Origin of the sequence: Chryseobacterium capnotolerans (assembly GCF_021278965.1) — a bacterium.
Classification (GTDB): Bacteria; Bacteroidota; Bacteroidia; order Flavobacteriales; family Weeksellaceae; genus Chryseobacterium; species Chryseobacterium capnotolerans.
On the sequence record NZ_CP065589.1, the window covers coordinates 294,226 to 316,019 of the forward strand.

Annotated in this window: 25 protein-coding genes, 1 pseudogene and 1 riboswitch; of the genes and pseudogenes, 2 read left to right on the top strand and 24 right to left on the bottom strand. The window is 34.8% G+C overall.

The window, feature by feature from the left end; all coding sequences use genetic code 11:
- Positions 1-34: 34 nt before the first annotated feature.
- From H5J24_RS01300 to H5J24_RS01315, 4 genes are read right to left on the bottom strand one after another with little or no spacing between them, the layout of a single operon-like run.
- A complete protein-coding gene (locus H5J24_RS01300) occupies positions 35-649 on the bottom strand; it encodes a class I SAM-dependent methyltransferase (RefSeq protein ID WP_068944742.1) in 615 nt (204 codons plus the stop codon).
- A complete protein-coding gene (locus H5J24_RS01305) occupies positions 646-1,239 on the bottom strand; it encodes a hypothetical protein (protein ID WP_068944741.1) in 594 nt (197 codons plus the stop codon). Before H5J24_RS01305 ends, H5J24_RS01300 begins: the two co-directional genes overlap by 4 nt.
- Positions 1,229-1,699, bottom strand: coding sequence for an RNA polymerase sigma factor (locus tag H5J24_RS01310; protein ID WP_068944740.1), 471 nt, complete (start codon positions 1,697-1,699; stop codon positions 1,229-1,231). Before H5J24_RS01310 ends, H5J24_RS01305 begins: the two co-directional genes overlap by 11 nt.
- A complete protein-coding gene (locus H5J24_RS01315) occupies positions 1,699-2,550 on the bottom strand; it encodes an alpha/beta fold hydrolase (protein ID WP_068945209.1) in 852 nt (283 codons plus the stop codon). Before H5J24_RS01315 ends, H5J24_RS01310 begins: the two co-directional genes overlap by 1 nt.
- Before the next feature lie 436 nt (positions 2,551-2,986).
- Here H5J24_RS01315 and H5J24_RS01320 point away from each other — a divergent pair, with 436 nt between their 5' ends.
- Entirely contained in the window at positions 2,987-3,202 is a 216-nt protein-coding gene (locus H5J24_RS01320; RefSeq protein WP_068944739.1) for a hypothetical protein, read from the top strand.
- Positions 3,203-3,289: 87 nt separating this feature from the next.
- Here H5J24_RS01320 and H5J24_RS01325 read toward each other — a convergent pair whose 3' ends face one another.
- From H5J24_RS01325 to H5J24_RS01335, 3 genes are all read right to left on the bottom strand, one after another.
- Positions 3,290-4,582, bottom strand: a complete 1,293-nt coding sequence (locus H5J24_RS01325; protein ID WP_068944738.1) for an MFS transporter — start codon at positions 4,580-4,582, stop codon at positions 3,290-3,292.
- Between the two features lie 18 nt (positions 4,583-4,600).
- Positions 4,601-5,503, bottom strand: a complete 903-nt coding sequence (locus H5J24_RS01330) for a hypothetical protein (protein ID WP_068944737.1) — start codon at positions 5,501-5,503, stop codon at positions 4,601-4,603.
- A 91-nt stretch (positions 5,504-5,594) separates the two neighbouring features.
- A complete protein-coding gene (locus H5J24_RS01335) occupies positions 5,595-6,347 on the bottom strand; it encodes a DUF3575 domain-containing protein (RefSeq protein WP_228407677.1) in 753 nt (250 codons plus the stop codon).
- A 184-nt stretch (positions 6,348-6,531) separates the two neighbouring features.
- Between H5J24_RS01335 and H5J24_RS01340 the strand changes: the two genes are divergently transcribed.
- Positions 6,532-8,616, top strand: coding sequence for a TonB-dependent receptor plug domain-containing protein (locus H5J24_RS01340; protein ID WP_068945208.1), 2,085 nt, complete (start codon positions 6,532-6,534; stop codon positions 8,614-8,616).
- 144 nt (positions 8,617-8,760) lie between these two features.
- On the opposite strand, the gene H5J24_RS01345 is transcribed toward H5J24_RS01340, so the two are convergent.
- The 17 genes and pseudogenes from H5J24_RS01345 to H5J24_RS01425 all read right to left on the bottom strand — a co-directional run bounded on the left by H5J24_RS01345 (position 8,761) and on the right by H5J24_RS01425 (position 21,763).
- Positions 8,761-9,759 (bottom strand): T9SS type A sorting domain-containing protein, encoded by a 999-nt coding sequence (locus H5J24_RS01345; RefSeq protein WP_068944735.1) that lies wholly within the window; start codon positions 9,757-9,759, stop codon positions 8,761-8,763.
- A gap of 133 nt (positions 9,760-9,892) precedes the next feature.
- Positions 9,893-10,540, bottom strand: a complete 648-nt coding sequence (gene ribB, locus H5J24_RS01350; RefSeq protein ID WP_068944734.1) for a 3,4-dihydroxy-2-butanone-4-phosphate synthase — start codon at positions 10,538-10,540, stop codon at positions 9,893-9,895.
- Between the two features lie 92 nt (positions 10,541-10,632).
- A riboswitch (FMN riboswitch) is annotated at positions 10,633-10,758 on the bottom strand.
- A 203-nt stretch (positions 10,759-10,961) separates the two neighbouring features.
- Entirely contained in the window at positions 10,962-11,450 is a 489-nt protein-coding gene (locus tag H5J24_RS01355) for a GDYXXLXY domain-containing protein (protein ID WP_068944733.1), read from the bottom strand.
- Positions 11,437-12,507 (bottom strand): DUF4401 domain-containing protein, encoded by a 1,071-nt coding sequence (locus tag H5J24_RS01360; protein WP_068944732.1) that lies wholly within the window; start codon positions 12,505-12,507, stop codon positions 11,437-11,439. Before H5J24_RS01360 ends, H5J24_RS01355 begins: the two co-directional genes overlap by 14 nt.
- Positions 12,497-13,321 carry a DUF2157 domain-containing protein gene (locus tag H5J24_RS01365; RefSeq protein WP_346729982.1) on the bottom strand — a complete coding sequence of 275 codons (825 nt, stop codon included), beginning with the start codon at positions 13,319-13,321 and terminating at the stop codon, positions 12,497-12,499. The genes H5J24_RS01360 and H5J24_RS01365 overlap by 11 nt, the downstream gene beginning before the upstream one ends.
- Complete coding sequence (locus H5J24_RS01370; RefSeq protein ID WP_232815979.1) at positions 13,231-13,449, bottom strand: hypothetical protein; 219 nt, start codon at positions 13,447-13,449, stop codon at positions 13,231-13,233. Before H5J24_RS01370 ends, H5J24_RS01365 begins: the two co-directional genes overlap by 91 nt.
- A 78-nt stretch (positions 13,450-13,527) precedes the next feature.
- Positions 13,528-14,166, bottom strand: coding sequence for a DUF4272 domain-containing protein (locus tag H5J24_RS01375; RefSeq protein ID WP_068944730.1), 639 nt, complete (start codon positions 14,164-14,166; stop codon positions 13,528-13,530).
- Between the two features lie 62 nt (positions 14,167-14,228).
- A pseudogene (locus H5J24_RS01380) lies at positions 14,229-14,580 on the bottom strand (DUF2200 domain-containing protein).
- A gap of 17 nt (positions 14,581-14,597) precedes the next feature.
- Positions 14,598-15,374 carry an alpha/beta fold hydrolase gene (locus H5J24_RS01385; RefSeq protein WP_068944728.1) on the bottom strand — a complete coding sequence of 259 codons (777 nt, stop codon included), beginning with the start codon at positions 15,372-15,374 and terminating at the stop codon, positions 14,598-14,600.
- A 110-nt stretch (positions 15,375-15,484) separates the two neighbouring features.
- The gene (gene blaCHM / locus H5J24_RS01390; RefSeq protein WP_068944727.1) at positions 15,485-16,240 is read right to left on the bottom strand and encodes a CHM family subclass B1 metallo-beta-lactamase; all 756 of its coding nucleotides are present in this window, start codon (positions 16,238-16,240) and stop codon (positions 15,485-15,487) included.
- A gap of 236 nt (positions 16,241-16,476) precedes the next feature.
- Positions 16,477-17,316, bottom strand: a complete 840-nt coding sequence (locus H5J24_RS01395; RefSeq protein WP_068944726.1) for a hypothetical protein — start codon at positions 17,314-17,316, stop codon at positions 16,477-16,479.
- A 633-nt stretch (positions 17,317-17,949) separates the two neighbouring features.
- On the bottom strand, positions 17,950-18,966 hold the full coding sequence (locus tag H5J24_RS01400) for a gliding motility protein GldB-related protein (RefSeq protein WP_068944725.1): 1,017 nt from the start codon (positions 18,964-18,966) through the stop codon (positions 17,950-17,952).
- Between the two features lie 26 nt (positions 18,967-18,992).
- Positions 18,993-19,301: a hypothetical protein gene (locus H5J24_RS01405; RefSeq protein WP_232815980.1), complete on the bottom strand. Its 309-nt coding sequence runs from the start codon at positions 19,299-19,301 to the stop codon at positions 18,993-18,995.
- Between the two features lie 20 nt (positions 19,302-19,321).
- On the bottom strand, positions 19,322-20,050 hold the full coding sequence (locus H5J24_RS01410; RefSeq protein ID WP_232815981.1) for a hypothetical protein: 729 nt from the start codon (positions 20,048-20,050) through the stop codon (positions 19,322-19,324).
- Positions 20,051-20,341: 291 nt separating this feature from the next.
- Positions 20,342-20,590 (bottom strand): hypothetical protein, encoded by a 249-nt coding sequence (locus H5J24_RS01415; RefSeq protein WP_228407676.1) that lies wholly within the window; start codon positions 20,588-20,590, stop codon positions 20,342-20,344.
- Positions 20,591-20,844: 254 nt separating this feature from the next.
- On the bottom strand, positions 20,845-21,348 hold the full coding sequence (locus tag H5J24_RS01420) for a DinB family protein (RefSeq protein ID WP_068944723.1): 504 nt from the start codon (positions 21,346-21,348) through the stop codon (positions 20,845-20,847).
- A gap of 19 nt (positions 21,349-21,367) precedes the next feature.
- On the bottom strand, positions 21,368-21,763 hold the full coding sequence (locus H5J24_RS01425) for a tautomerase family protein (RefSeq protein ID WP_232815982.1): 396 nt from the start codon (positions 21,761-21,763) through the stop codon (positions 21,368-21,370).
- Between the last annotated feature and the right edge of the window lie 31 nt (positions 21,764-21,794).

The following is a 21,794-nucleotide window of genomic DNA, read 5'->3' on the forward strand; positions in this document are numbered from 1 at the left end:
TATTCACCAAAAATAAATAAAAAAACTATAACGATCAGTGCTTCCTAAAACTGCAGAAAATAAAATTTTGAGTAGTCTCAAAAGGGGTCATATGGTCTTCAGTAATGCATTTTATTCTTTCAAAAGCAATGTCAAATTTTTCAGATAACGATTCTTCATCATATTGTTGAATTTCCAACCCACTACACTTGGTAGGACCATTTTTAGAGAATGTTCCTAAGACCATAAAGCTGTTTATGTTTTTCTCAGCAATAGTAATATATGCAGAAACCTGTTCCGGAGTTGTTAAGAAGTGAAAGGCTGCCCTGTCATGCCAGATATCGTAAGTTTCTGTAGGTTCGAAAGTAGTAATATCTGTAGCAATCCATTTCACTTTGTGAGCATTATCACCCAATCTTTGTTTTGCTTTTTCCAGAGCTTTGGAAGAAATGTCTAATACTGTAATGTTTTGATAGCCTTCTTCAAGGAGAAAATCAACCAGATTACTGTCCCCACCACCAATATCAATGATTTTCGCTTCTTTTCCCAATCCGAAAGAATGAATAAAATCAAGAGAAGTCTGAGGCTTTTCCTGGGTCCAGCTTACCTGGTCAGGATTTTTAGTTTCATACACATTTTCCCAGTGGCTTTTATTGGTGGCAGAATTCATGAGTTCTTTAACTGATTGTTTATTTCTTCAAATTTATTAATTAATTCATCAACTTTTCCTTGTTGTTTCTTTATTGTTTTAGGTCTGATATAAAACCAGTTGAAAGCTATCCAAAGGAAAGTTAATACATACGCCAAAATTCCGGATAGAGATGACATTTTCGAAGCATATTCGTACATATATAGGCATATTCCAAGAAACAGCATCACAAAATACAGATTAAGCATGGTGGTTTGCATAAACTTCTGCTTATTTTTTACCAGATATAGATTATTGAGATATTCACTGTTGGATTGGGTATTGTCAATTTTATAAAAGACCATCAATAGTCGGTTGTAAGCCAATAAAAAGATAACCATAGCCAGAATCACAAGTACGATTCCGATTTTTGTGCTGATAAGCTGAGGTTGATAACGATACCATATAAAAGCAATACACAAGCTGGTTGCAATCAATAGAAGATTGGTGAGGATCAGTTTGCGAAGGTTTTCATTTTTAAACTTTTTCAGTCTATTAAGAAGTTCCTCTATATTAGGTTTTGGAGAAGTCTGTTGTTTCCATATATTTTTAAAATCAATATTAGCATTCATTGTGTTTAAATTTTTGTGTTAACTTTTCTTTGATCCTATGAATTTTTACCCGGATATTGGCTTCCGAAAGGCCTGTGATCTGAGCTATTTCTGCCTGCTTTACTTCTTCCAGTTCCAGAGAAATAATAATTCTGTCTGTTTCCGGCAGCTCTGAAATAAACTGATAAAGCAGTTGGATTTGGGGTTCCATAGATTCCTGTTTTTTTTCTTCCAGATTGATAGGGAGATCTGCTTTGGAAAATTTTTTTTCCTTTTCAATCTGCCGGAGACAATTATTGGAAGCAATCCTGAAGATCCATGTTCCGATACTGGATTCATTTCTAAACTTTGGAAGCTGCTGCCATACGATAATGAATGTTTCCTGGGCAAGATCCTGAGCAAGGTCGGTATCATTCACATATCCCATACACAAACGGAATATCTTTTGCCAGTAGAGCTCGTAAATATCTTCAAATACCATTATTTTGTGGATAAGAAGTTGTTTAACTGGTTAAAATACCACTCTTTATCATCGTACATAATGAAATGCAGTCCTTTTGTGGAATATTGAAAATTGGCATTTTTAAGATTTGCGTATTGTGCTTCAATCGCTGGTTTCATAAATACAAAATAAGATTCCAGAAGAATAAGAGAAGGACATTGTATATTTTTGATGGTTTCCCTCAGGTCGGTATTAGAGAAATCACAGTACATTTTAGCAAATGTCTTTCTGTCAGATTTCATGCTCCAGTCAATCACTGTACTCTGCATAGAAGTATCTGCTAAAAGGCGTGGGATAGATTGAGTCTGCATTGTACGGAAATCTTCATCAGGCATAGTGGTCAATTTATTAATGGTTGATGAGCAGTCGTTATTTTCTTTAGACTTAAAGTTAGGATTAGAGATTGCTGCCAGGCAAGGTAAAGTATCTACAATAACAATTTTACCTACGAGTTCAGGATAATCTGCTGCGATAGCCAGGGCAAGGGCTCCTCCCATACTATGTCCAATGATAATGGGTTTTTCAATTTTATGAGTTTTTATATAAGCTGCAATTCCTTTTTCCCAATCTTTGAAGCTGGCATCAGCATCAGGTTTTGCTCCTGCAAATCCTGCCATAGTTAAAGTATAACAGGTAAAATCTTTTTCAAACTTTGCAGTAGTCTCATTCCATACATCTCCAGAAGAAGCAAATCCGGGAATCAAAATTAAAGACTGATTTCCCTTTCCGGTTTTTTTTACCTCAAATGGATATGTTTTTTCCTGACCAAATATATTACATGCTGCTGCAAAAAATAACATGATGATAAGAAGGAATGTAAATTTTTTCATGATTTCTAAAGTTTTAAGGTTTATTTGTCTTTTAGAGACGAGCTTTTTTAAAATGTTACACTGTTTTTTTTTTATTTTTTTGAAAAAATATTTTTTCTCATTAGAAAACCTTTATCACCAAAGGAAAACGTCGGGTAATTTTTTTGTAAATAACTTCTATGTAATGAGCTTGTCTTGGAAGAATATGATAAAAATCATGAATCGTTCGATGTTTACTCAATTTTTAGAATATTTCCTCTCTAATACGTGATTAATTAGTGGTGTGAAATAAATTAAGTTTTTGTGTTTTTAGTGTTTATAATTAAAAAATAACGGCTTAATAGTGTTTATATTGATAATAATTATTAAATTTATTGAAAGTTTAAGTCGCTACCCCGGGAAGTGATGGGGTAGGTGGGCAAAAATGGAATTTTTAACTAAAAACTAAAAAATATAAATGAGTAATAGTATCCAAGATGAATTTAAAGTCTTTAAAGACGAACTGAAAAAACTTAATATTGAAGTACAGAAAGTAGTAAAAGTAGGAAACGGAAGCATGGATTTTCATGAAGTTTTCTACAAATCACCACGATATGATGAGGTGAAGACTGTGTATGTTCAGCGTCATAATCTGGACAATATGATAGAAAAATTTAAACAAGCTTATCATTAAAAATATAACGTTCGCCGCAGATTTTCTGCGGCGAACGTTTTTTATAGAGTGATTAAATCTTTACTTGAAAATAAGAGATGAAAAAATCTAATCTTTGTCCAGCGTTGATGTATGTTTAGTATCCTTCATCCCAATATACACTACCAGAGAAAATAAAATACAGCCTGTAATATACCAGTAGAAATACTCTTCAGAACCGATTTTTTTAAACCAAAGGGCAATATACTCTGCAGTTCCCCCGAAAACAGCCACAGTAATAGCGTAGGGAAGACCTACCCCCAGAGCCCTGATCTCAGCAGGAAAAAGTTCAGCTTTTACCACTGCATTAATAGAAGTATATCCACTTACAATAATGAGTGCCACCATAATAAGGAAAAAAGCACTCCACATGGAAGTTGTCGTACTAAGTGCTGTTAAAAGCGGGACTGTACATAAAGTTCCCAGAATACCGAATCCCAAAAGAAGGGGTCGTCTTCCGATTTTGTCAGACAATCCACCAAATACAGGTTGCAGACAGGCAAATATAAATAATGTGATAAAAGAAATAAGAGTGGATTCTTCTTTAGTAAGATGTACAGTATTCACCAGGAATTTTTGCATATAAGTAGTATAGGTGTAAAAGGCAAGTGTTCCACCTAATGTAAGCCCTACCACGGTCAGCAAGGCTTTAGGATGTTTCAGAAGTTCTTTTACCGTTCCTTTCTTTTTTTCATTAAGTTCTTTTTTATTTTCAAAAGCTTCGGTTTCATGGAGATTAGCACGGAGGTACAAAGCAATAATAGAAAGCATGGCTCCGATTACAAAAGGAATTCTCCAGCCCCAATTTTCCAATTGAGCTTCTGTTAATAATAATTTTTGCAGAATAAGCTGAATTCCTAATGCGATAAGCTGACCGCCAATCAATGTTACATACTGAAAACTGGAGTAAAAACCTCTTCTGTCCTGTGTTGCCATTTCACTGAGATAAGTCGCCGAAACTCCATATTCTCCACCTACACTCAATCCTTGGAGCAGCCTGGCAATCAGCAGTAATGCCGGAGCAAAAATTCCTATGGATTTATAAGTTGGAGTGAGGGCGATAAGTAGTGAACCGAACGACATCAACAATACAGATAATGTCATGGCTCTTTTTCTTCCAATCTTATCTGCAATGCTTCCAAACAGCCATCCGCCAATAGGACGCATGAGAAATCCAACAGCAAAGATTCCTGCTGTATTCATAAGCTGTGCATTAAGGTCGGAATCCGGAAAGAAGGAATGGGAAAAATAAATGGCAAACGCCGCATAAGCATACCAGTCATACCATTCCACCAGATTTCCGATGGATCCGCCTACAATGGCTTTAATTCTTTGGCCTGTGGTAATAGGTGATGGGGTCATGTTAAGTATAAAAAAGGATTAGTTTTTACCGAAAAATCTTTTTACTTTATCCAATAATCCTGATGGCTTAGAAGAAGTATGATCAGGCTGAGGAGAATGTATGGATTCATCAAACTGGGCCGTTTCGATTGTTGAGACCCCTGTTTTTTCAGTCTGGCGGCTTTCTGTAATATGAATCCGGTTGGGTTCCTGTACTTTTTGCCCGGTTAGTCTTTCAAAATTAATTTTAGCTTTATTGAAAATCTCAATTTCGGCTTCAGGTCTATCATCTACATGAGTCATTTCAGGAATAATGCCGGAGCTTAATTTTACCGATTCACATTCAAAATCGTTCATAATTCCCTGATGGATTTTTACAGCGGTTTCAGTTTCACCTACCTTTTCAAAAGCCTCTGCGAACTGAAGTATATCTTCTCCGATCTGATATTTTTCGAGAATGTTGTCTATGGAATTGCTTATTTTGGCTTTGGCAGCAGCAAGATTGGCAATGGATTTTTCTTCACCGGACCTGTCTTTAAGTAAATTGATCAGCTCCTGGATGCCTTCTCTGATCTCAGGATAAATTTTAAAACGGTATATATGGTTAAGATCCGTAAGATAAGTATTCTGACTCATGGCTTCATGAGCAAGATTCTGAATATGAGCACTCATGAAGAATGCCAGATGAACCAAAAGATTGGAGTATTGCTTTAAATGATCCGAACTGATTTCAGATTTTTCAAGTGCTTTGTAAAGTTGGAGCCCTTCTAAAAATTCGATCTGATAACCGTAAGGAGAAAAACTTTCCTCATTGATTTCAACAGGGTTGTTATCTAATATTTCATAAAGGTATTCATGAATCTGGAGCTCTTCAAGCTCTTTTAGAGCCTGTTTAAATTCAGCAAGTTTATTTTGCCGGATCAATTCTATCAATTCTATCATTTTCTTGGTCTATAATGCCGCCAATATACAAATTTCACCAAAAATAAAGCTGTCCTCCAAAAGAACAGCTCTGCTACTTTCATAGTTATCTTTAGAACCTGTATCCCAAAGAAAGTCCGCTTCTAAAACCTGCCCATGGTCCGTCCACTTTTATTTTGGCTCCATTGGCATTGGTTTCCACAGAGTACTTTACAAATGGAATATCCAGATTTTCTATTTCTTTTTTTAATTGTGCCTGCATATCCGGAGTAAGAATATAGTCTGAAGTCATGGTAAAATCACCCTTTCCACTTCCGTAATGAGCACCTGCAATCCAGAAATCAAGAACCAGATTTTGGCTTCGGGTAAGGTAGAACTGTACCCCAACCATCAGCCCGCCACTATTTCCTTTGGTATTTCCCTGCCCTTTCAATGGAATTTGATAAGTGGTGCCATCCGGACCATTATAATCATAGTAGAAATCAAAAGTATTAGACGAAACATCGGAATAACGATAATAAGGAGCAAAATAGAATCCCTTTCCATACCCTTTTCCAATATAAAATCTAGGTTCAATGGTGAAGTTGGTGGCTTTTACTTTTAGATTTTCAAATCTTTTTTCATCTTTATCTTTCAGGAAAGCATTGATAAAAGGTACTTTTCCTTCCGGCATAGTTCCAAAACCAACATTAAGCGAAAACCATTGGTTAAAAGCACGTTCGTAAGACAGGTTGATATTCCTGAATGCATAAGCGGTAACATTCGTCTTGATGATATTCATCTTCTCAGCGGAAACGTTCTGGTTCTCCTGTGCCTTAAATACTGAAAACAGGAGACATGAGGTGAATAGGACTACTTTTTTCATAATCTTACATTTTGTGGTGTCAAAAAATAACAGCAAAAAACGGGCAGAATTTAACATAATAATTTAGATTTAAAGAAAAAAATATTAAAAATATCAATCATAATGGCATTTTTTAATTTTAAAATTAAAGTGAATGTAATGGATTTTATGAATGAATTGTCCTAAAAGTATAATCCGTTCTGATATGAAAAAAACGATATATACCATTTGCTTTCTCTGTGGAACCCTGACTTTTTCGCAGGAGATAAAGAATGATACAGTGGGCGCTGCTGAAACAAAAGAGCTTCAGGAAATCATTGTAAAAGCACAGCGTAAGAAGCAGTTTGCAGATAAAGCGGTGTATACTTTTGATAAGGAAGCATTGGAAAGAGCACGGTACGCAAAGGATTTGCTTGAGACCCTTCCTGAACTGCAGCTGGACCCAGTTTCCAATACTATTATGAGCACAAAAGGAGGAACTACTTTATTTCTTATCAACGGAGTTGAAGCTACAGATCTTCAGATCAGAAGTGTTGCCCCAAGTGAAGTGGTAAAAGTGGAATATTATGATATTCCGCCGGCAAGATGGGCAACAAGGGCAGATATTGTGGTGAATATTCTCACAAGATCTACAGAGACAGGATATGTTTTTGGTGCGGAGGGATCTTCAGCGCTCAATACAGGTTTTGTGAATGCATCTGCCTATGCTAATTATACAAAAGGTAAGAATGATATCGGATTGGAATATTCCATTAATTTAAGAGATTACACAGACAGAAGGGTAAATAGTATCTATGATTATCAGTTGAATGATCAGCATTATCGTTCTAATGAAGACAGAAAAGATCATTTTGGGTATACTTTTCAGAGTGTAGCATTGCGATATACCCGTTTGGTTCCGGATGATTATGCTTTCCAAGCAAAATTGAATATGGATATTTTCAGCCGGTTTTCAAAGGGAGCGGGACAAAGTATTTTTACGGTAGACGGTACAGGTGAGGAGCATTCTATGTTTAAGAATAACGGTTCAGATTATGTGATTCCTAAGTTGGATCTTTACTATTCTAAAAAAATAGGAACAAAGGATGAGCTGAGCGTCAATGTTGTAGGTTCAGATTATACTACCAATACTTGGGAAACTGCTAAAGAATGGGTGACGGGAACTGGTGTTTCTGTGTATGACAATGATATGGTTTTGAAGGCGAAACAGACTAGTTTTGTAGGTGAACTGGCGCATATTCATGATTTTGCAGCAGGAAAGCTTTCATCAGGATATCGTATTTCCAGATCTTCAATAGCCAATGATCTGAATAACCTTTCCGGATATTCTCAATATAAGGTTACCTATCTGGAACAATATCTTTATACAGAGTTTTCAGGAAAAATAGATAAATTCAGCTATCGTATTGGGGCAGGGTTGACCAATATCCATAATAAAAGTGCAGAAAATACCTTTGATGAATGGGCTTTTACTCCCAAAATAGTATTGGCTTATCAGCTGAAAAATAATCAAAGTCTCCGTTTTACAAGCAGCTATAAGCCCATAAGCCCATGGAGTAGTGCGCTCAGCAGCAATGTTGTGCAGCTGGCTCCCAATATTGTGCAGAGAGGAAATCCTTTTCTTAAATCCCAGCAGAAATGGTCGAATAGCCTTACTTATTCACTGAATAATAAATATTTCGATTTTAATGCAAACCTGTTCTATACGTATACAGATCGGATCATTAATCAATATTACGTATTGGATGATGTATTTGGAGGGTATGCACTCACTTACGAAAATGGGAAATATTCCCAGCAGGTTGGGGCTTTTCTTTCAGGTTCTTATAAACCTTTCGGGAATAATCTTTTGGTCATAAAGGCTAATTTAGCACCTACTTCCGAAATGGTAAAAACCAGTAACGGTACCGTAATTAAAAATAATTACCTCGCCAATTATTTTGTGCTGTCTTCAGAATATAAAAAATTTACTGTACAGTATCAGTTTAATATTCCAACATATAGTCTTAGCGGCGCTTTCCTGAATACCAATGAGAATCAAAATAATATTTTTATCCGATATAAACATAAAAATCTAACTTTTTCCACAGGGATGTACTGGATAGGAATGCCTTCGGAATATAAAACAAAAAGTCTGTCTGAAAGCTTAGTAGATTACAGGCTTCATACGCAGATTATGAACAATAAGTCTATGTTTATACTGGGAATAAGCTATGATTTCTCTAAAGGTAAGAAAACTGAACTTCAGAAAAAGCTGAATAATGATACAGCTCCGGCTGCGACATTTTAAGAGGATGGAAGTTGGAAGCGGGAGGCTGGAAGATGCTTGAAGGCATAAAACAGATCGAATGTTCTTTAGGGGATTTCTTGTGCTCTTCTTTAAATTAATTGTACCAAAAAAATCTCGTTCATCAATTTTGAACGAGATTTTTTATTATTTTTTGATAAATTTTACATTCTTTTTGGTTTCGGAATTTTTTCCAGTGATTTCTATAAAATAAGACGCTGGCGGAAGATCAGAGACCTGTATGTTTCCAGAATTTATATCAGCTGTCTTAATAAGCCTTCCATCCAAGCTATAAATATTTGCTTTTGAATAATTTTCTGTATTTCCTTTGAATCCGATAAAATCCTGAGCGGGATTAGGATACACACTGAAATTTTCTTTTTTGACAGGATTGCTTACTGCCAGTGTTCCCATATTCAAAGCTATGGCAGTGGATGTTGTCTGGTTAATTGCTAAGGCAGGTACCGAAATATTTAAGTTGGTAGAACTGAGCAACGGATATCTGTGACCAGCATCATAATAAGAATATACAGTATTGCTAACAGTACCCAAAGGATTAGTAAATGTTATGTCAATAGGTAAATGCAAGGTGAAATTCTGGATAAATTTTACCCTAAGAACATTATTATAAGTCTGCCCATTCAGGAGTAATGTACCATAAGCATCCGCTTGAACAGATGTGGTACCCACACATATTCCATTGAGTACAGAAGAAATAAATGTTCCCTTGGCAGTATCTGTCTGTGCCGGCCCAAAGGTAGTAGGGTAGTTGATATAAGTCCCGTTATCCATGCTTAAATTCAGAGTAACCTGGGGATTTACAATTCCTGTGATCTCTAGTTTTGCAGCTGAAGCTTTATAAAGTATGGCAGTTGCTCCATCAACCATTTTAATATTAGAGCCGGGAAAAGTACTGATCTCACTGGCTGAAGGCGTTAAATAGCTAACAAGTGTGGGCGTTCCTAAAGTAAGGCTTCCGTTTGAAAATGTTACGTTGGCTCCGGTTGCAGAGTTATCCACAGTTCCGGTAATGAGTCTATTATCGACAATATCATTGAGGATAGGGTCATGGGAAGCTTTTGTAAGTGTAATCTGAGCCGAAAACATTGCACAAGCCCCCAACAGAAGAAGGATCGATTTTTTCATGGCCAATTTTTTATTAAAGTTAGTTAAAAAAATGAAATAATTTTTATGTTAAATGGCTTTTAACGAAATAATTAAATAAAAAAACCGCCCAACAATGTCGGGCGGCTATTCTGTGCATTAAATGAATTTAAGATTAGTTGCTCATTACCATTTTTCGGTACGCGTAGATATCTTCAATGGTAACTACGCTCATCCCTTTTTTAATGGCAAAGTCTACGATTTCCGGAAGTCTTGCCATAGAACCATCTTCATTGGTCAACTCGCAAAGTACAGCGTCGTCTCCCAGATTAGCCATTTTTACAAGGTCTACACTTCCTTCCGTATGTCCGCGTCTTTCAAATACTCCATCTTTTTTAGCAATCAGAGGGAATACGTGTCCCGGGCTTGCAATGTGTTCAGCCAGTGCATTTTCAGCAACGGCTGTTCTGATGGTTGTTACACGGTCTTTAGCCGAAACTCCGGATTCCACGCCTTCTCTGGCTTCAATAGAAATGGTAAACGCGGTTTGATTTTTTGAATTGTTGTTTTCCACCATCGGACGAAGTTTCAGATGCTTACTTTTTTCTTCGGAAATGCATAAGCAAACGATGCCGCTGCATTCGCGGATCAAAAGTGCCATATCCTGTTCTGTAATAGTGGAAGCGGGAAAGATGATGTCACCCTCGTTTTCACGGTTTTCATCGTCTACTAAAAGAATGCCTTTTCCCTGTTGTAATGTTGAAAGTGCTTTTTCTACACGTTCTTTGGAGGTTGCTCCGAATTGTTCTAATAATTTTTCCATGTTATTTTACTTTTAAAAGTTAAAATAGTCTTCGGTACATGGAAATGAAATACAATACCGCAAGGGCCCACGAAGGATCTTGCCGTATGTCTCATTTTCTTCTCCCATCCAGACTGTAACTGTCGGTTTTGGAATTTCACCAAATCAGTCCCTTCAAAAGAAAGGAGTCGCGGACTGTAACCGCCGGTAGGGAATTTCACCCTGCCCCGAAGAAAACTTATACTAAGTTTTACTGTATGTATTAATTTAAATTTTTTATTTCATTGAATACATTTAATGCACAAGTCGCTAATTTCGGAAAGTTTTCTGAAATGAGAAAGTGTTTTTTGATAGGATTTATCAATAGCTGATGGGTTTTTAAATAAAAATCCACTCTCATCTGGGAGTGGATTTTGTATGTTTTTCTAAGATGAACAGGTTTTTATTGGATCAATTTTAAGTGATCATCGTATAATCCTATTAATAAGCTGTTTCCATCTTTGTCTGTTTTTATTCCGCCATAAGCAGCTTTGCTGTATTTTTCAGCATGTCCTTCCTGGAAGAAGAAAGATTCTGCTCCGATGTTAATCCTCCAGCTGTTGGGTGAAGTATATTTGATGAGGTATTCTCCGGTTTTCAATGGAACTGCATTTTTTTGAAAGCGAACCCGCTGGGCAATGCCATTTGTATCAAGTTTTATAACACAGTAACCACGACTTGGGATATTTTCAGCATTTATATTATTGGAAATATCATAGCGTAAGGTCATATAGTCGCCCTGCATCAGTGAACGTGGGTCAACAGGAGCCAGTTTTAATAAGATAGGTTGTCCATTCTTTAGTAAAGTTTCTTTTTCCACTATAGAATAATTGAAATATATCAATAAGAGAACAAGATTGACAATGATGATAAGCCATTTATATTTTTTCATGGGCTGTCAGTTTTTTGTGAGTAAAAAAATAAATGGCCAAAAAGATAATTCCTGATGCAAACAAGAGTATAGATTTGGTCAGTAATGTGAAATTAAGATCATAGTAAAACCTTCCGATAAAAGAGATTAAAGCAATGACGGATACAACAAATCCGGTTTTATAATTGGTATAAAAGCTTAATAGCATAATGAGAATAGCTCCTGCTATAGTAGGCGTTAATAAAGTAGGTGATAAAACCAGAACTGTAAGACCATAAATAATGATTTGATCAAGTGTATTGGTAATCTGTAATGTTTTGAACAGAAGAAATATCACATAAAGTATGGCTATCACAATCACAAGAGATGGTATCCAATCATAATAATACTCTGAAACGCGGAAAAAAGATGCGAATCCTAAAAATGCAAGAGTGAGTATGAATGAAAACACCATTCCTGTACGGACAGGATCATACAATTTAGATAAAATTTTATTTTTGGTTATTATTTTTGATTCCTGCAAAAACAAATAAGTGTTGACGGCTGCCTGGAATATGAGAATCGCTGAAGTTAAGTTAAAGATATGATTGTTCTGGGCAAATGCGAATATAGTTCCGTTAATAATCAATATGGAAATAAAAGAGAGTATATCGCTTTGAGCCCAAAATAAAGTACAGAGTGCAATAGCAATGAATGCTATATAAATACTATCTCCTTCAGAAGAAAGCCCGATCCCAAGAAGTGAAAAACCGGTAATAAAAAAAGTGACACTCAAAGTATCTACAATTGTTTTTCCGGATATTCTACTGATAAAAGATGATACTGCAATACAGATCACCCCCAATATACTTGCTCCTATCTCTGAATCGATAATCTGGATCATAAAAATAAAGCCTAAGAAGGCAAGACAGGCCATTATTCCACCAAAAATGGATAGTATTTTGATAGATAATGACTGATGATTAGTGTCTTTTTCTTCATAGGCAGCCATAATGGTTTCTTCATCAAAATGAATTTCCCTGCTGCTTTTATCCTGAAGAAAATCCATCAGTTTTTTAATATTTTCTCTATTTGTCATTTTTCCATTTTTTTTGAAGATTGATTAAGTTTTTAATAATCAGTGTAATGCTTACGATTACAAAGAAGAAAACCAATAAGAGTATGGCCTCGTGATCTCCCATTCTGACTAGTAAAGAACAGATAATAATGACAATGCTCAACGGAATAATTGCAAAATAAAAGCTGTTTTTTGTTTTGAAACCATACCAGATGCCTAAAGTATAGATCGCAATGCTAAGCGGAATTAAAAAGGATAATAACGTCTTGTGACTGTCCACAAAATCAAGACAAAGTCCAAACGTTGAGATACTCACAACAGCCAGAGATAAAATATTGGTAAACCAATTGGGAATGCTTATTTTTTTATAGTGGGAAAGAAGAATAGACCCTATTAAAATGCTTGCATTAAGAGCAAAAAGTAAAAGAATAATGATGCTCTCGTTCCAGTCTTTAGCCACTTGCTCCGAATAGAGAACAAGAGTGGTATTGATTAAAATGACATACAGAAGCCATAAAGGAGCAAAATCTGATATGATCACCCAGAGTGTTATAAAAACGGTCCATGCGAGAAAGAAGTCATACGCATCTGCACCGGTTTGGTAGATCTGCCCGAAAACGGCAAACAAAACTCCCACAAGGGCAGCAGCTCCGGTGAGAATAGTATTTCTGATAGTGTTATTGATTTTGGGAAGTAATGCTAAAATTGTAGTAACTATTATTAAAGCCTCCGTTAACCCAATTTTTACAAACTTTGGTAATTCTGCCCAGTTATAGGCAAAAAGAAAATGATTCCCGATACGGTAAACCCAATTCCCAGGCTGATTAAAAATAATTTAAGAAATTTTTGCCAGGCTTCTTTACTGTTGTATATATTATCTTTAAGTAAAGTATTGATATCTTCTTCACTCAGATTGCTGTGCCGGCTGAGAATTTGAATGTCTTCTCTCTGTATATTTTTCATTTAAAGTGTATAAGGTGTTGACAGTCGGTTGCTGTGCTAATGAATAGTTAATCATTTATTGTATAGAATTCAAATTCATTAGGTATCGCAGGAAATATGGTCCCATTCCTGATCCATATAGTTTGTCAACCAGTTTAAAGCATAGTGTCTCTCATAGACGATTCCAGGATGTACCTGAGTCATTTCCCTGTTGTTGATTCTGGCATCTACACAAGCCCAATCGTATCTGTAGTATAGGTCACTGGCATCAAGGATTTGGGATTTGGAGCGAATTTCATGATGAGCGTTAATAAAGTCATTAGGATCCCTGTCACCCCCCACAGGATATTTTTCAAGAGGTATATTATTGAGATCACACAACTCATTAGGAAATGGCAAGGTATCTACTATTTTTAAAGCCCATAGTAAAACCCAGATGCATTCACATTTCCAGGTTTCCTGAAATTTTTTGTCTTCCGTAGGATCAGAGAGAAAGTCTTTTTCTTTAGGGGTTACATATTCCCAAAGATCATATTCTATCATATAATCCGTTGCAGTTTCTGAATCTATAGTATTAAAAGCTACAAAATTAGTAATGGCGAGTATAGCCACGCGTGCAGCTATTTCTTTGGGTGTTCTCAGTTGGGTTTCCTCTTCAGATTCTATATGAGGAAGGTTAACATTGATTTTAATGCCTTCTTTTTTAAGAATGTCCTCTGTTCTTTCTTTTCTGGTCATTTGTATTGGATGTGATTCTAAGTTTAAAATATTATTGAGTGATGAAGGAAGAGTAGCTAAAATTATTCCCTTAATATCTTTTCCATCTTTTTTTCCTTTGGCCAGTTCATCAATCAGTTTATCAAGATACCGGATATTTCTCATCAGTTCATCTTCTATTTCTTCAATACGGTATCCACAGATCACTCCTTTGATTAATGATGTCTTAGGATTCATCTGAGGAGCTTGTTCAAAGAAAGTTTTAAAATCATTTCTATTGTTCAGCTGTTCCTGAATGGCTTGTTCATCATAGCCGGTCAGCCAATGGATAATCTCATGAACTTCTGATTTTGTCCGCCCCTTTTTTTCTGCTTTTTGAATATAATGTGGATAAACACTGGCAAAAGCTGTTGTAAAGATTTTTGTATTCTGCATGGCTTTGTATCCGGTGCTTAGATTAATTTTTGTAATACTTCCTCAAGAATCGTATTGAATTCTTCTGGTTTTTCAAGCATAGGATAATGTCCAACTCCTGTAATCGTTACATAGTTGTAGTCCTTAAGATACTTACGGTTGTTTTCAAGATGGGTAGGGGATGCGTCAGAGTTAATAGCAAGTACGGGAACCTGAACCTGCTTCGCAATATTTCTAAAATCTGTCTGATATAAAGGTTTGAGTGCATTGATGGCTTTTTCCGGTTCATTTTGAAGGAACTCTTGTTGTACTCTTTCTTTTACGGCAGGCGGAGTTTGTTCTGCAAAAAGATATTGGGGAAGAATATTTTCCACAGCATATTTAAAGTCAGAACGATAAGTGGATAATATTTGTTCTACCTGTTCCTTGGTAAAAGCTTCATCCAGGTTTTTCAATGTGTCTATCAAAACCAAAGCTTTTACTTTTGGGATTTTTAAAGAGGCTTCTAGAACATAAGCACCACTCATTGAATGTCCAACAAGGATAATTTCCTGGGCATCTATCGCATCAGCTACTGCTTTTATATCATCAGCATATTGGGAACTGGTCCAGTTTTTTCTGGCAGAATCAGACTTTCCATGCCCGGCAAGATCTATTTGGATAATATGATGCTTTGGGGTGAAATATTTTTGTTGGTCACTCCACCACTCGGCATTTCCAAGCCAGCCATGGATGAGAATGATCGCTGTATTTCCGTTTCCGGATTCTTTGTAATGAATTTTCTGATTATCTGAAGAAACTGCGTATTTTTCCATAGAACTTCTATTTTATGTTGGTGTGTGAATAATTTTAAAGAAACTAAGGTACAAAAAGCTGGTAGAAAGTAAAAAGATTCATTTCTGTAGGGCCTTTTAACTCTGTATTTTTATTGAGTTTTGAATAGTTTAATCGTATAGTCGAGCAATTTTTGATCTCCATATTCGCCATGCCCCGGAACCACAATTTTTACATTAGGATATTCTTTTTTTACATTTTCTACAGTGGCAGACCATGTTGAAACATTGGCATCTCCCAAATATCCTTTGCTGGCTTCCAGTTCTTTTAGGAGACAGCCTCCGAATACTATATTTTCTTTGGGGAAATAACCTACAATATTATCTTTTGTATGGCCTTCCCCAAAGAATTTGCTAATTGTTTTTTCATTCCCAACTTTTAATATCAATGAATCGTTAAAGCTGTTTTGAGGAATGACAAAATTATTTTCTCTGGCTAATTCAATCGTTTTAGAATATGAATATGAAGGTATACTATGATTATGAAAGGCTTGTAAACCACCTAAACTATCATCGTGAAAATGGGTAGGAATAATAGCGTTGATCTTTGCATGAAGTGTTTTATTGATCCATTGTATCAATTCTTCTGAACTTTTGTCATTGGTAGGAGTATCAAAAACAATTGTTTCTCCACTGTTTTTTACAATAAGCCCATTGCAGGGAACATTCCCGAAATCATTAGTTTGTTTAAAGGATGTGTGGATAAATGCGTTTTCTGAAATTTGTGTAATGATGAGGTTTTTAGATGTATATATTTCCTTTGCTGTAAAGTTATTTGAGTGTTGAGAACCGCAACTTAAGATGACAAAAGAAAATAAGATGATGAATAAGTTTTTAATAATTCTCATTGTTTTTTTAGGGATGTTTTTAATTGATATTCTGAAGTTTAAATTACAAAATATTAACTGATGGAAATTAAGTAGAAGTTATTTTTTTCATCCAATTCATAAATTCATTAAAGAAACTCATCCACGATTGTTTTTGTGCTTTCTTATAAATTCAGATTTCTGGACAGAACGAATCATAAAAAAATCCCTGAAAAAATTGACGCTTTTCAGGGACAGTATAAGAGTTATGGCTGTCTTTATTTCTGTGTTTCAGATTTAATATTAATAATTATTACTCCGTAAGAATTTCCTGAAGTATCTTTTATTTCACATTTAAAATAGATGAGATTCTTTAAAAATCTTTGCTGAAAAACTTCCACTAAAAATTCTGTTCCGGTAGGCATTGCTTTGGATACGTATCCTTCCAGGCTGTCAATTTCATAAATATTTTGGTTTCCTAGAAAGTTAAAGATTTCTCGCAGCACACAATTGGTGATGAAAACAAAAGGAACAATGGGGTAATTTTCAAAATGGCCTTTACATTGGTTCGGAGTAAAAGGCATAATGGATATAGTAAACTGATGGTGGTTGTCTGTTCTATTTATTTTCCCTTCGGGGAGTTTTTCATCATAATTTTCAATAGGGGTATCATTGAAAAAATCTTTATAAAAAGACCTGAATGAATCCTGATTGATAATGTAATAATCCAATTCGAAGGAATATAATGTTTCTCCCGATTGCTTGTCTTTTGCATTAAGACAGGATTTACCTTTTCTTGTAGAGTGCAGATAACTTCCTCCGGTAATGGAAATGGTATCAGGGATGGGGTTATAGGATAGTTTTCTGATCCTTAATTTTTCTCCCAGAAAATAAATTTTTTCTTTAGAAGAGTCATTTAACAATTTGTAAAGACTACAGCTTCCCAGTGAAGCCAATATCTTTAGCAGGTGAGTAAGATTTTCATGGCTGAAGTCCTGACCGGATATTTCTGTTTCTATGGTATGCCTATTGAAAATAATATTTTCCGGAATTGTAATGTAAGGAATTGTTTCCCCAATGTAAGGGATGATGCTTTTTTGAATGTCGGTTGTTGTCATTGAATGAGGGTATTAAATTGTTTTCATTTTTTGTGGATAACTTTTTCAGCAATAATAGCTGTGAGCGACTGATCATGGTCAACGGGATATTGACATTATCTCTCTGTACACCGGATTGAGAATAATAAGGGAAAGTATTGCTGGTGGTGTACTTCTAACTAGAAAATCTTTGTTTTCCTTATTTTTTGAAATGGAACTTGATTGTTTTTGTATTTCTTTTCATAGTGATTTGATTGGTTTTTTAAAATTACAAAAAAAACAGTTATAAATGTTTATGATTAATTAATTGTGGTGTTTTTTTAGTGGAAAAATAAATGATTTATACACTAAATAAGGCTGATAAGAGGTTTCTGAAAAAGTTATCCACATAAAGTTATTAACAAATAAAAATAAATGTAAATAACTTTATGTGGATATTTATTGTGTTTAAATAATTGATTATTATGTTTTTGCGATTTATTTATATTTGTTGTTTAAAAGTTATCCACATTGATTAATGACATGGGCTTGACTGATGAAAAGTTATCCACATGTTTTATTCATCAACTCATAAACCATGAATCTTTGTATTCCTCCGATGTGAAGAATAGCAATAAAAGTGGAAATTCTTGTTTATTTTGAAATTGTATGCTTCTACAGGCTTTCTATATAGTTTTCATAACCGCTTTTTTCCAGAAGGTCATTAGGACTTAAATGATAAATGTCCTTCCATGAATCCAGACCATTTTTTTCAACATATTTTTCAATGATTCTGAATCCCAGCCAATAGTTCATAGATTTTGGAGCATCTGGAAATAGCTTGAATTTATCATTTCTTAATAATGGATTATTCCCTGAACGGTCGGAAAAATAAGATTTTAATTTTGTAAATATTTCTTTCTCGTTTCTGAGATACCAATTCCAATTCTCTTTTGTCATATGTTCTACAGCTTCATATTTCTCCATTTTGCGGTTAAAAAACACATAGGTAAAGTAGCAGGCAAAACCTTCGTCTATTGTCTGGCCCAAAGCAGATCCTCTGTTGCTGTCTGCATTTCTGAAGTGTTCATACACCAGATGATTCAATTCATGAGGGAGTCCTTTTTCAAGGGTGTGGAGAATATCTACCTCTTTATTATTAAGTTCTAAGGCAAATTGTTCAGCATTGCATCCGCCAAACGAAATTCCTGTGATCGGAGTGAAGAGTAAACTTATTTTAGCCTTTGGCTGATAAGGAACCAGCTTGTTGAATTGAGTAAGAGTATTTTGAAAATGTTTTTTAAGATCAATACTTAAAATAATATTGGCCTTATCTTCCAACTCCGGTTTATTTTTTTCATAAAAGATTTTGTTCCAGGCTATCATGCCTTTAGGATTGTTGAATAGATGAGCATTCTCTTCCCCAAAAATAACTGCATAGCAGCTGTCCCATAATTTTTTATGAGGCAGATAAACATTTTTAACAATCCTTGTGGAGTCGTATTGATGATTTTTATGAGCAAGAAGCTGATGCTTAAAGAGATTGTTGATTACAATGTTTTCAACTTTTACACTATCAGCAACCTTTTCTAATCTGTTATACTCAAAATTTTTATCAACAATAGAGGATGAAGGCCTTGTAGAACAAGAGAATATGACAAATGCTGATAAAAATGGAATAATTTTTTTCATTGAATGAGTTTCCGATTATTAAACGATTATTGTATTGGTGTCAGTGCTTTTGAATTTCTTGTAATCGCAACATATTGAAAATAATCCAATGTATGGGTGTTGGGTTGTGGTGCGAAGCTTTCTCCAAACATTCTTGATTTTATGGATATTAATTTATCAGCCTGTTGATAAGGAGAATGATTAGCATTGAGTTTGAATAATGTTATAGCATTGGGGCGGGCCCAATCTTTGAAATCATTAATTCCTTTTACCAGCATGAATGGTCCATCAGCATTGATCCAGTCTATTTTCTCATCCTCCGGAGTAGGGAATTGTGTGGTTTTTGGAAGATACATTTCACTGTCTAAAGGATAACTTACAATACTTGAAGTTTTAAAACCAGAGTTTTTAAGTTCTTCTGCAAAAGGTTTCTTATCTTTTTTACGCCGTGCTGAAGTACATGATAAAATCCGAAAAGTCCATAGAATTTCTCATGTTCAATGTGCTGTTTTTTTACTGCGTTTTTAAAATTTACGATCATGGCAGAATCTCTGTAGATCTTACGGGAATTATCATTGAAATCTGTATCAATTCCAATGACGGATATTTTCAAAGAATCTTTTAGGGTTTGATTGTAATCATAGATAGCATTCCATTTTTCCATTAATTCTTTGCTGGATTGTTGTGGAATTCTCTTCTTTACAGCGACTACAACTTCTTTAAGCAGGTTTTGGTCCTTTGTATTTCCATGTAGGAAGAGATTTAGCTTATGTGAATAAATGCTGTCCATCTCAGCTATATAGTATTTGACACCCGTTTTTTGATTTAGAAATTTCAGAAAATTAAGGTCCAGCTTCTGATTATCTGCATATCCATGGATTTCACCCAAAAGGATAACCTGTGAAGTATAGAAGTTATCATCAAATAATTTATCATCTATTTTATCATTAACGGACACCTGATTGTTTTTCAGATAGCCTGTAAATTCGGAATCTTTTCCGCCAATAAAAATTGTATTACTAATAAAAACATAAAGAATAGAAATTAAAATGATACCCAATACAGATAGTAAAAAGTATTTGAAGAATTTGAAAATTTTTTTCATGGGTTATTTTTAAACCAATATATTATAAAAAATGAATGGAAAAAAATTTTAGAGACCGAATGGTTGATTTTTATTTCTGAATGGTAATTGATAAAGCTTTGAAAACTATAAAAGTTGGAAATCTTTGTTGAATGAATTGATTCAATTGTTTAGAAAATGGATTAAGTAAATTGAAAGATAAAGTATTTTTTTGCAATGTGAGCACTGGAAAGTGGCTATTTCTCTTAAACTCTCTGGGGTACCATAGGTTTTAAAATTATAATATTTATTTTTTTCTTTGATGCTGTTTTCTCAATACATATAATGAATACTGATTTCATAGAGCTCATCTTCATTTTGTGGATAACCTGTAAATTCCGTAATGTTTTCACAACAGAAAGGAATATCAGGTTTTTGCATAAATAATAGGATATCCAGTGTACGGTTATATTTTTCTGTTAACACCATTTTGACTTCGTTAGTTTGAACATAAGAAAGGTTAAGTAAATGCAGGTACCTTTCAATAGTATCTTCATACAGAAAATTACAAGTATGCGTCATGGGTTTAGATTATAAGCAATCTTGGCAGTCAGCATAAATATCATCATCAATCTCACCATTTTCAAGATAACTTTTCCTTGGTAAGGAAATAAATCCACATCATACTTTCCACAGACGTGGCATTCTGTGTAATATTCATCAAGTTTTTCAAGGGCATGATCGGAAATAAGTTCTAAGATTTCTTCTATTTTTTAATAAGCTATTCAGGCAGATGTTATGGTGTTATATACCAGAAAAGCTGTAATGAAAATGATTTATTCTTTGTCTTTGTAAATATTCCAGAAGTTAAAGTCGGTCATAGGAGCATCTGTGATTCCTACATTACGGCCCATTGTAACGATTTGGCCTCTATGGTAAGTTCCATGAAGAATGACATGTTGGATATATTCATATTTTGAAAAATCACATTGAAACCATTGGGATTCTATCTTTACATTTTCGGATAGATCTTCTTCAGATAAGCTTTCCACATAATCAACCAGCTTTTGCGAGTTATTTTTTATGTTGTTGAACACTTCTTCTTTACTGGTTTCAGCGGCGGTTTTGGCAAAATCGAAATCGTTGTTTTCAGAAATATAACTCCACCAATATTCTTGGGTCTGCCAGATATGATGCAAGGTTTTCAGGATCGTCGGAAAGCTGGAAATTACTTCCTGGTTAAGTTGTTCATCAGATTTTGTGGATAGCCAGTCAATGTATTTATTGACTACCCAGTTGTTGTACTGAACGGTTTTGTTGATTAAAGTTTTTAAGCTCATAGTATTAATATTTTGTGGTTTAACAATGAGAATCAAAGTCCGAAATGTCGATCATGATTTTTATTTTCAGGATTGATAAGGGCTTTATTGCTATAAGTTGCAGTTTCAAATTCCCTGATATTAACTGATAGGAATGAAATGTCAGAAAGTAATTCTGTAAGCCGTATTGATATTTGCTTTGAAAGATTAGCTTTTTGTTCAGTACTGCGTCCCTGCATAATGTATCCGAAGACATGGAGAAAGTTTTTTTATGCTCTCCCAGCTGATAATATTGATAGGGCTGCAGCCTTATTTTAATATCATTTACAGCAAATAAACCAGTTGACTCTGCCACACTGTATACCGCATCCATGATTTCATCCGGAGTTCTTTGCTGGAGAATATCCTGTGAGCATTCTATAATGAAATGAGGCATATGAAATGTTTGGTGATGTGATTTTTGTCAT

Bases quoted from the DNA above. Each gene is read 5' to 3' on its own strand.
- H5J24_RS01300 (WP_068944742.1), bottom strand. From the start codon at position 649: ATGAATTCTGCCACCAATAAAAGCCACTGGGAAAATGTGTATGAAACT.
- H5J24_RS01305 (WP_068944741.1), bottom strand. From the start codon at position 1,239: ATGAATGCTAATATTGATTTTAAAAATATATGGAAACAACAGACTTCT.
- H5J24_RS01310 (WP_068944740.1), bottom strand. From the start codon at position 1,699: ATGGTATTTGAAGATATTTACGAGCTCTACTGGCAAAAGATATTCCGT.
- H5J24_RS01315 (WP_068945209.1), bottom strand. From the start codon at position 2,550: ATGAAAAAATTTACATTCCTTCTTATCATCATGTTATTTTTTGCAGCA.
- H5J24_RS01320 (WP_068944739.1), top strand. From the start codon at position 2,987: ATGAGTAATAGTATCCAAGATGAATTTAAAGTCTTTAAAGACGAACTG.
- H5J24_RS01325 (WP_068944738.1), bottom strand. From the start codon at position 4,582: ATGACCCCATCACCTATTACCACAGGCCAAAGAATTAAAGCCATTGTA.
- H5J24_RS01330 (WP_068944737.1), bottom strand. From the start codon at position 5,503: ATGATAGAATTGATAGAATTGATCCGGCAAAATAAACTTGCTGAATTT.
- H5J24_RS01335 (WP_228407677.1), bottom strand. From the start codon at position 6,347: ATGAAAAAAGTAGTCCTATTCACCTCATGTCTCCTGTTTTCAGTATTT.
- H5J24_RS01340 (WP_068945208.1), top strand. From the start codon at position 6,532: ATGAAAAAAACGATATATACCATTTGCTTTCTCTGTGGAACCCTGACT.
- H5J24_RS01345 (WP_068944735.1), bottom strand. From the start codon at position 9,759: ATGAAAAAATCGATCCTTCTTCTGTTGGGGGCTTGTGCAATGTTTTCG.
- ribB (WP_068944734.1), bottom strand. From the start codon at position 10,540: ATGGAAAAATTATTAGAACAATTCGGAGCAACCTCCAAAGAACGTGTA.
- H5J24_RS01355 (WP_068944733.1), bottom strand. From the start codon at position 11,450: ATGAAAAAATATAAATGGCTTATCATCATTGTCAATCTTGTTCTCTTA.
- H5J24_RS01360 (WP_068944732.1), bottom strand. From the start codon at position 12,507: ATGACAAATAGAGAAAATATTAAAAAACTGATGGATTTTCTTCAGGAT.
- H5J24_RS01370 (WP_232815979.1), bottom strand. From the start codon at position 13,449: ATGAAAAATATACAGAGAGAAGACATTCAAATTCTCAGCCGGCACAGC.
- H5J24_RS01375 (WP_068944730.1), bottom strand. From the start codon at position 14,166: ATGACCAGAAAAGAAAGAACAGAGGACATTCTTAAAAAAGAAGGCATT.
- H5J24_RS01385 (WP_068944728.1), bottom strand. From the start codon at position 15,374: ATGGAAAAATACGCAGTTTCTTCAGATAATCAGAAAATTCATTACAAA.
- blaCHM (WP_068944727.1), bottom strand. From the start codon at position 16,240: ATGAGAATTATTAAAAACTTATTCATCATCTTATTTTCTTTTGTCATC.
- H5J24_RS01395 (WP_068944726.1), bottom strand. From the start codon at position 17,316: ATGACAACAACCGACATTCAAAAAAGCATCATCCCTTACATTGGGGAA.
- H5J24_RS01400 (WP_068944725.1), bottom strand. From the start codon at position 18,966: ATGAAAAAAATTATTCCATTTTTATCAGCATTTGTCATATTCTCTTGT.
- H5J24_RS01405 (WP_232815980.1), bottom strand. From the start codon at position 19,301: ATGTATCTTCCAAAAACCACACAATTCCCTACTCCGGAGGATGAGAAA.
- H5J24_RS01410 (WP_232815981.1), bottom strand. From the start codon at position 20,050: ATGAAAAAAATTTTCAAATTCTTCAAATACTTTTTACTATCTGTATTG.
- H5J24_RS01415 (WP_228407676.1), bottom strand. From the start codon at position 20,590: ATGACGCATACTTGTAATTTTCTGTATGAAGATACTATTGAAAGGTAC.
- H5J24_RS01420 (WP_068944723.1), bottom strand. From the start codon at position 21,348: ATGAGCTTAAAAACTTTAATCAACAAAACCGTTCAGTACAACAACTGG.
- H5J24_RS01425 (WP_232815982.1), bottom strand. From the start codon at position 21,763: ATGCCTCATTTCATTATAGAATGCTCACAGGATATTCTCCAGCAAAGA.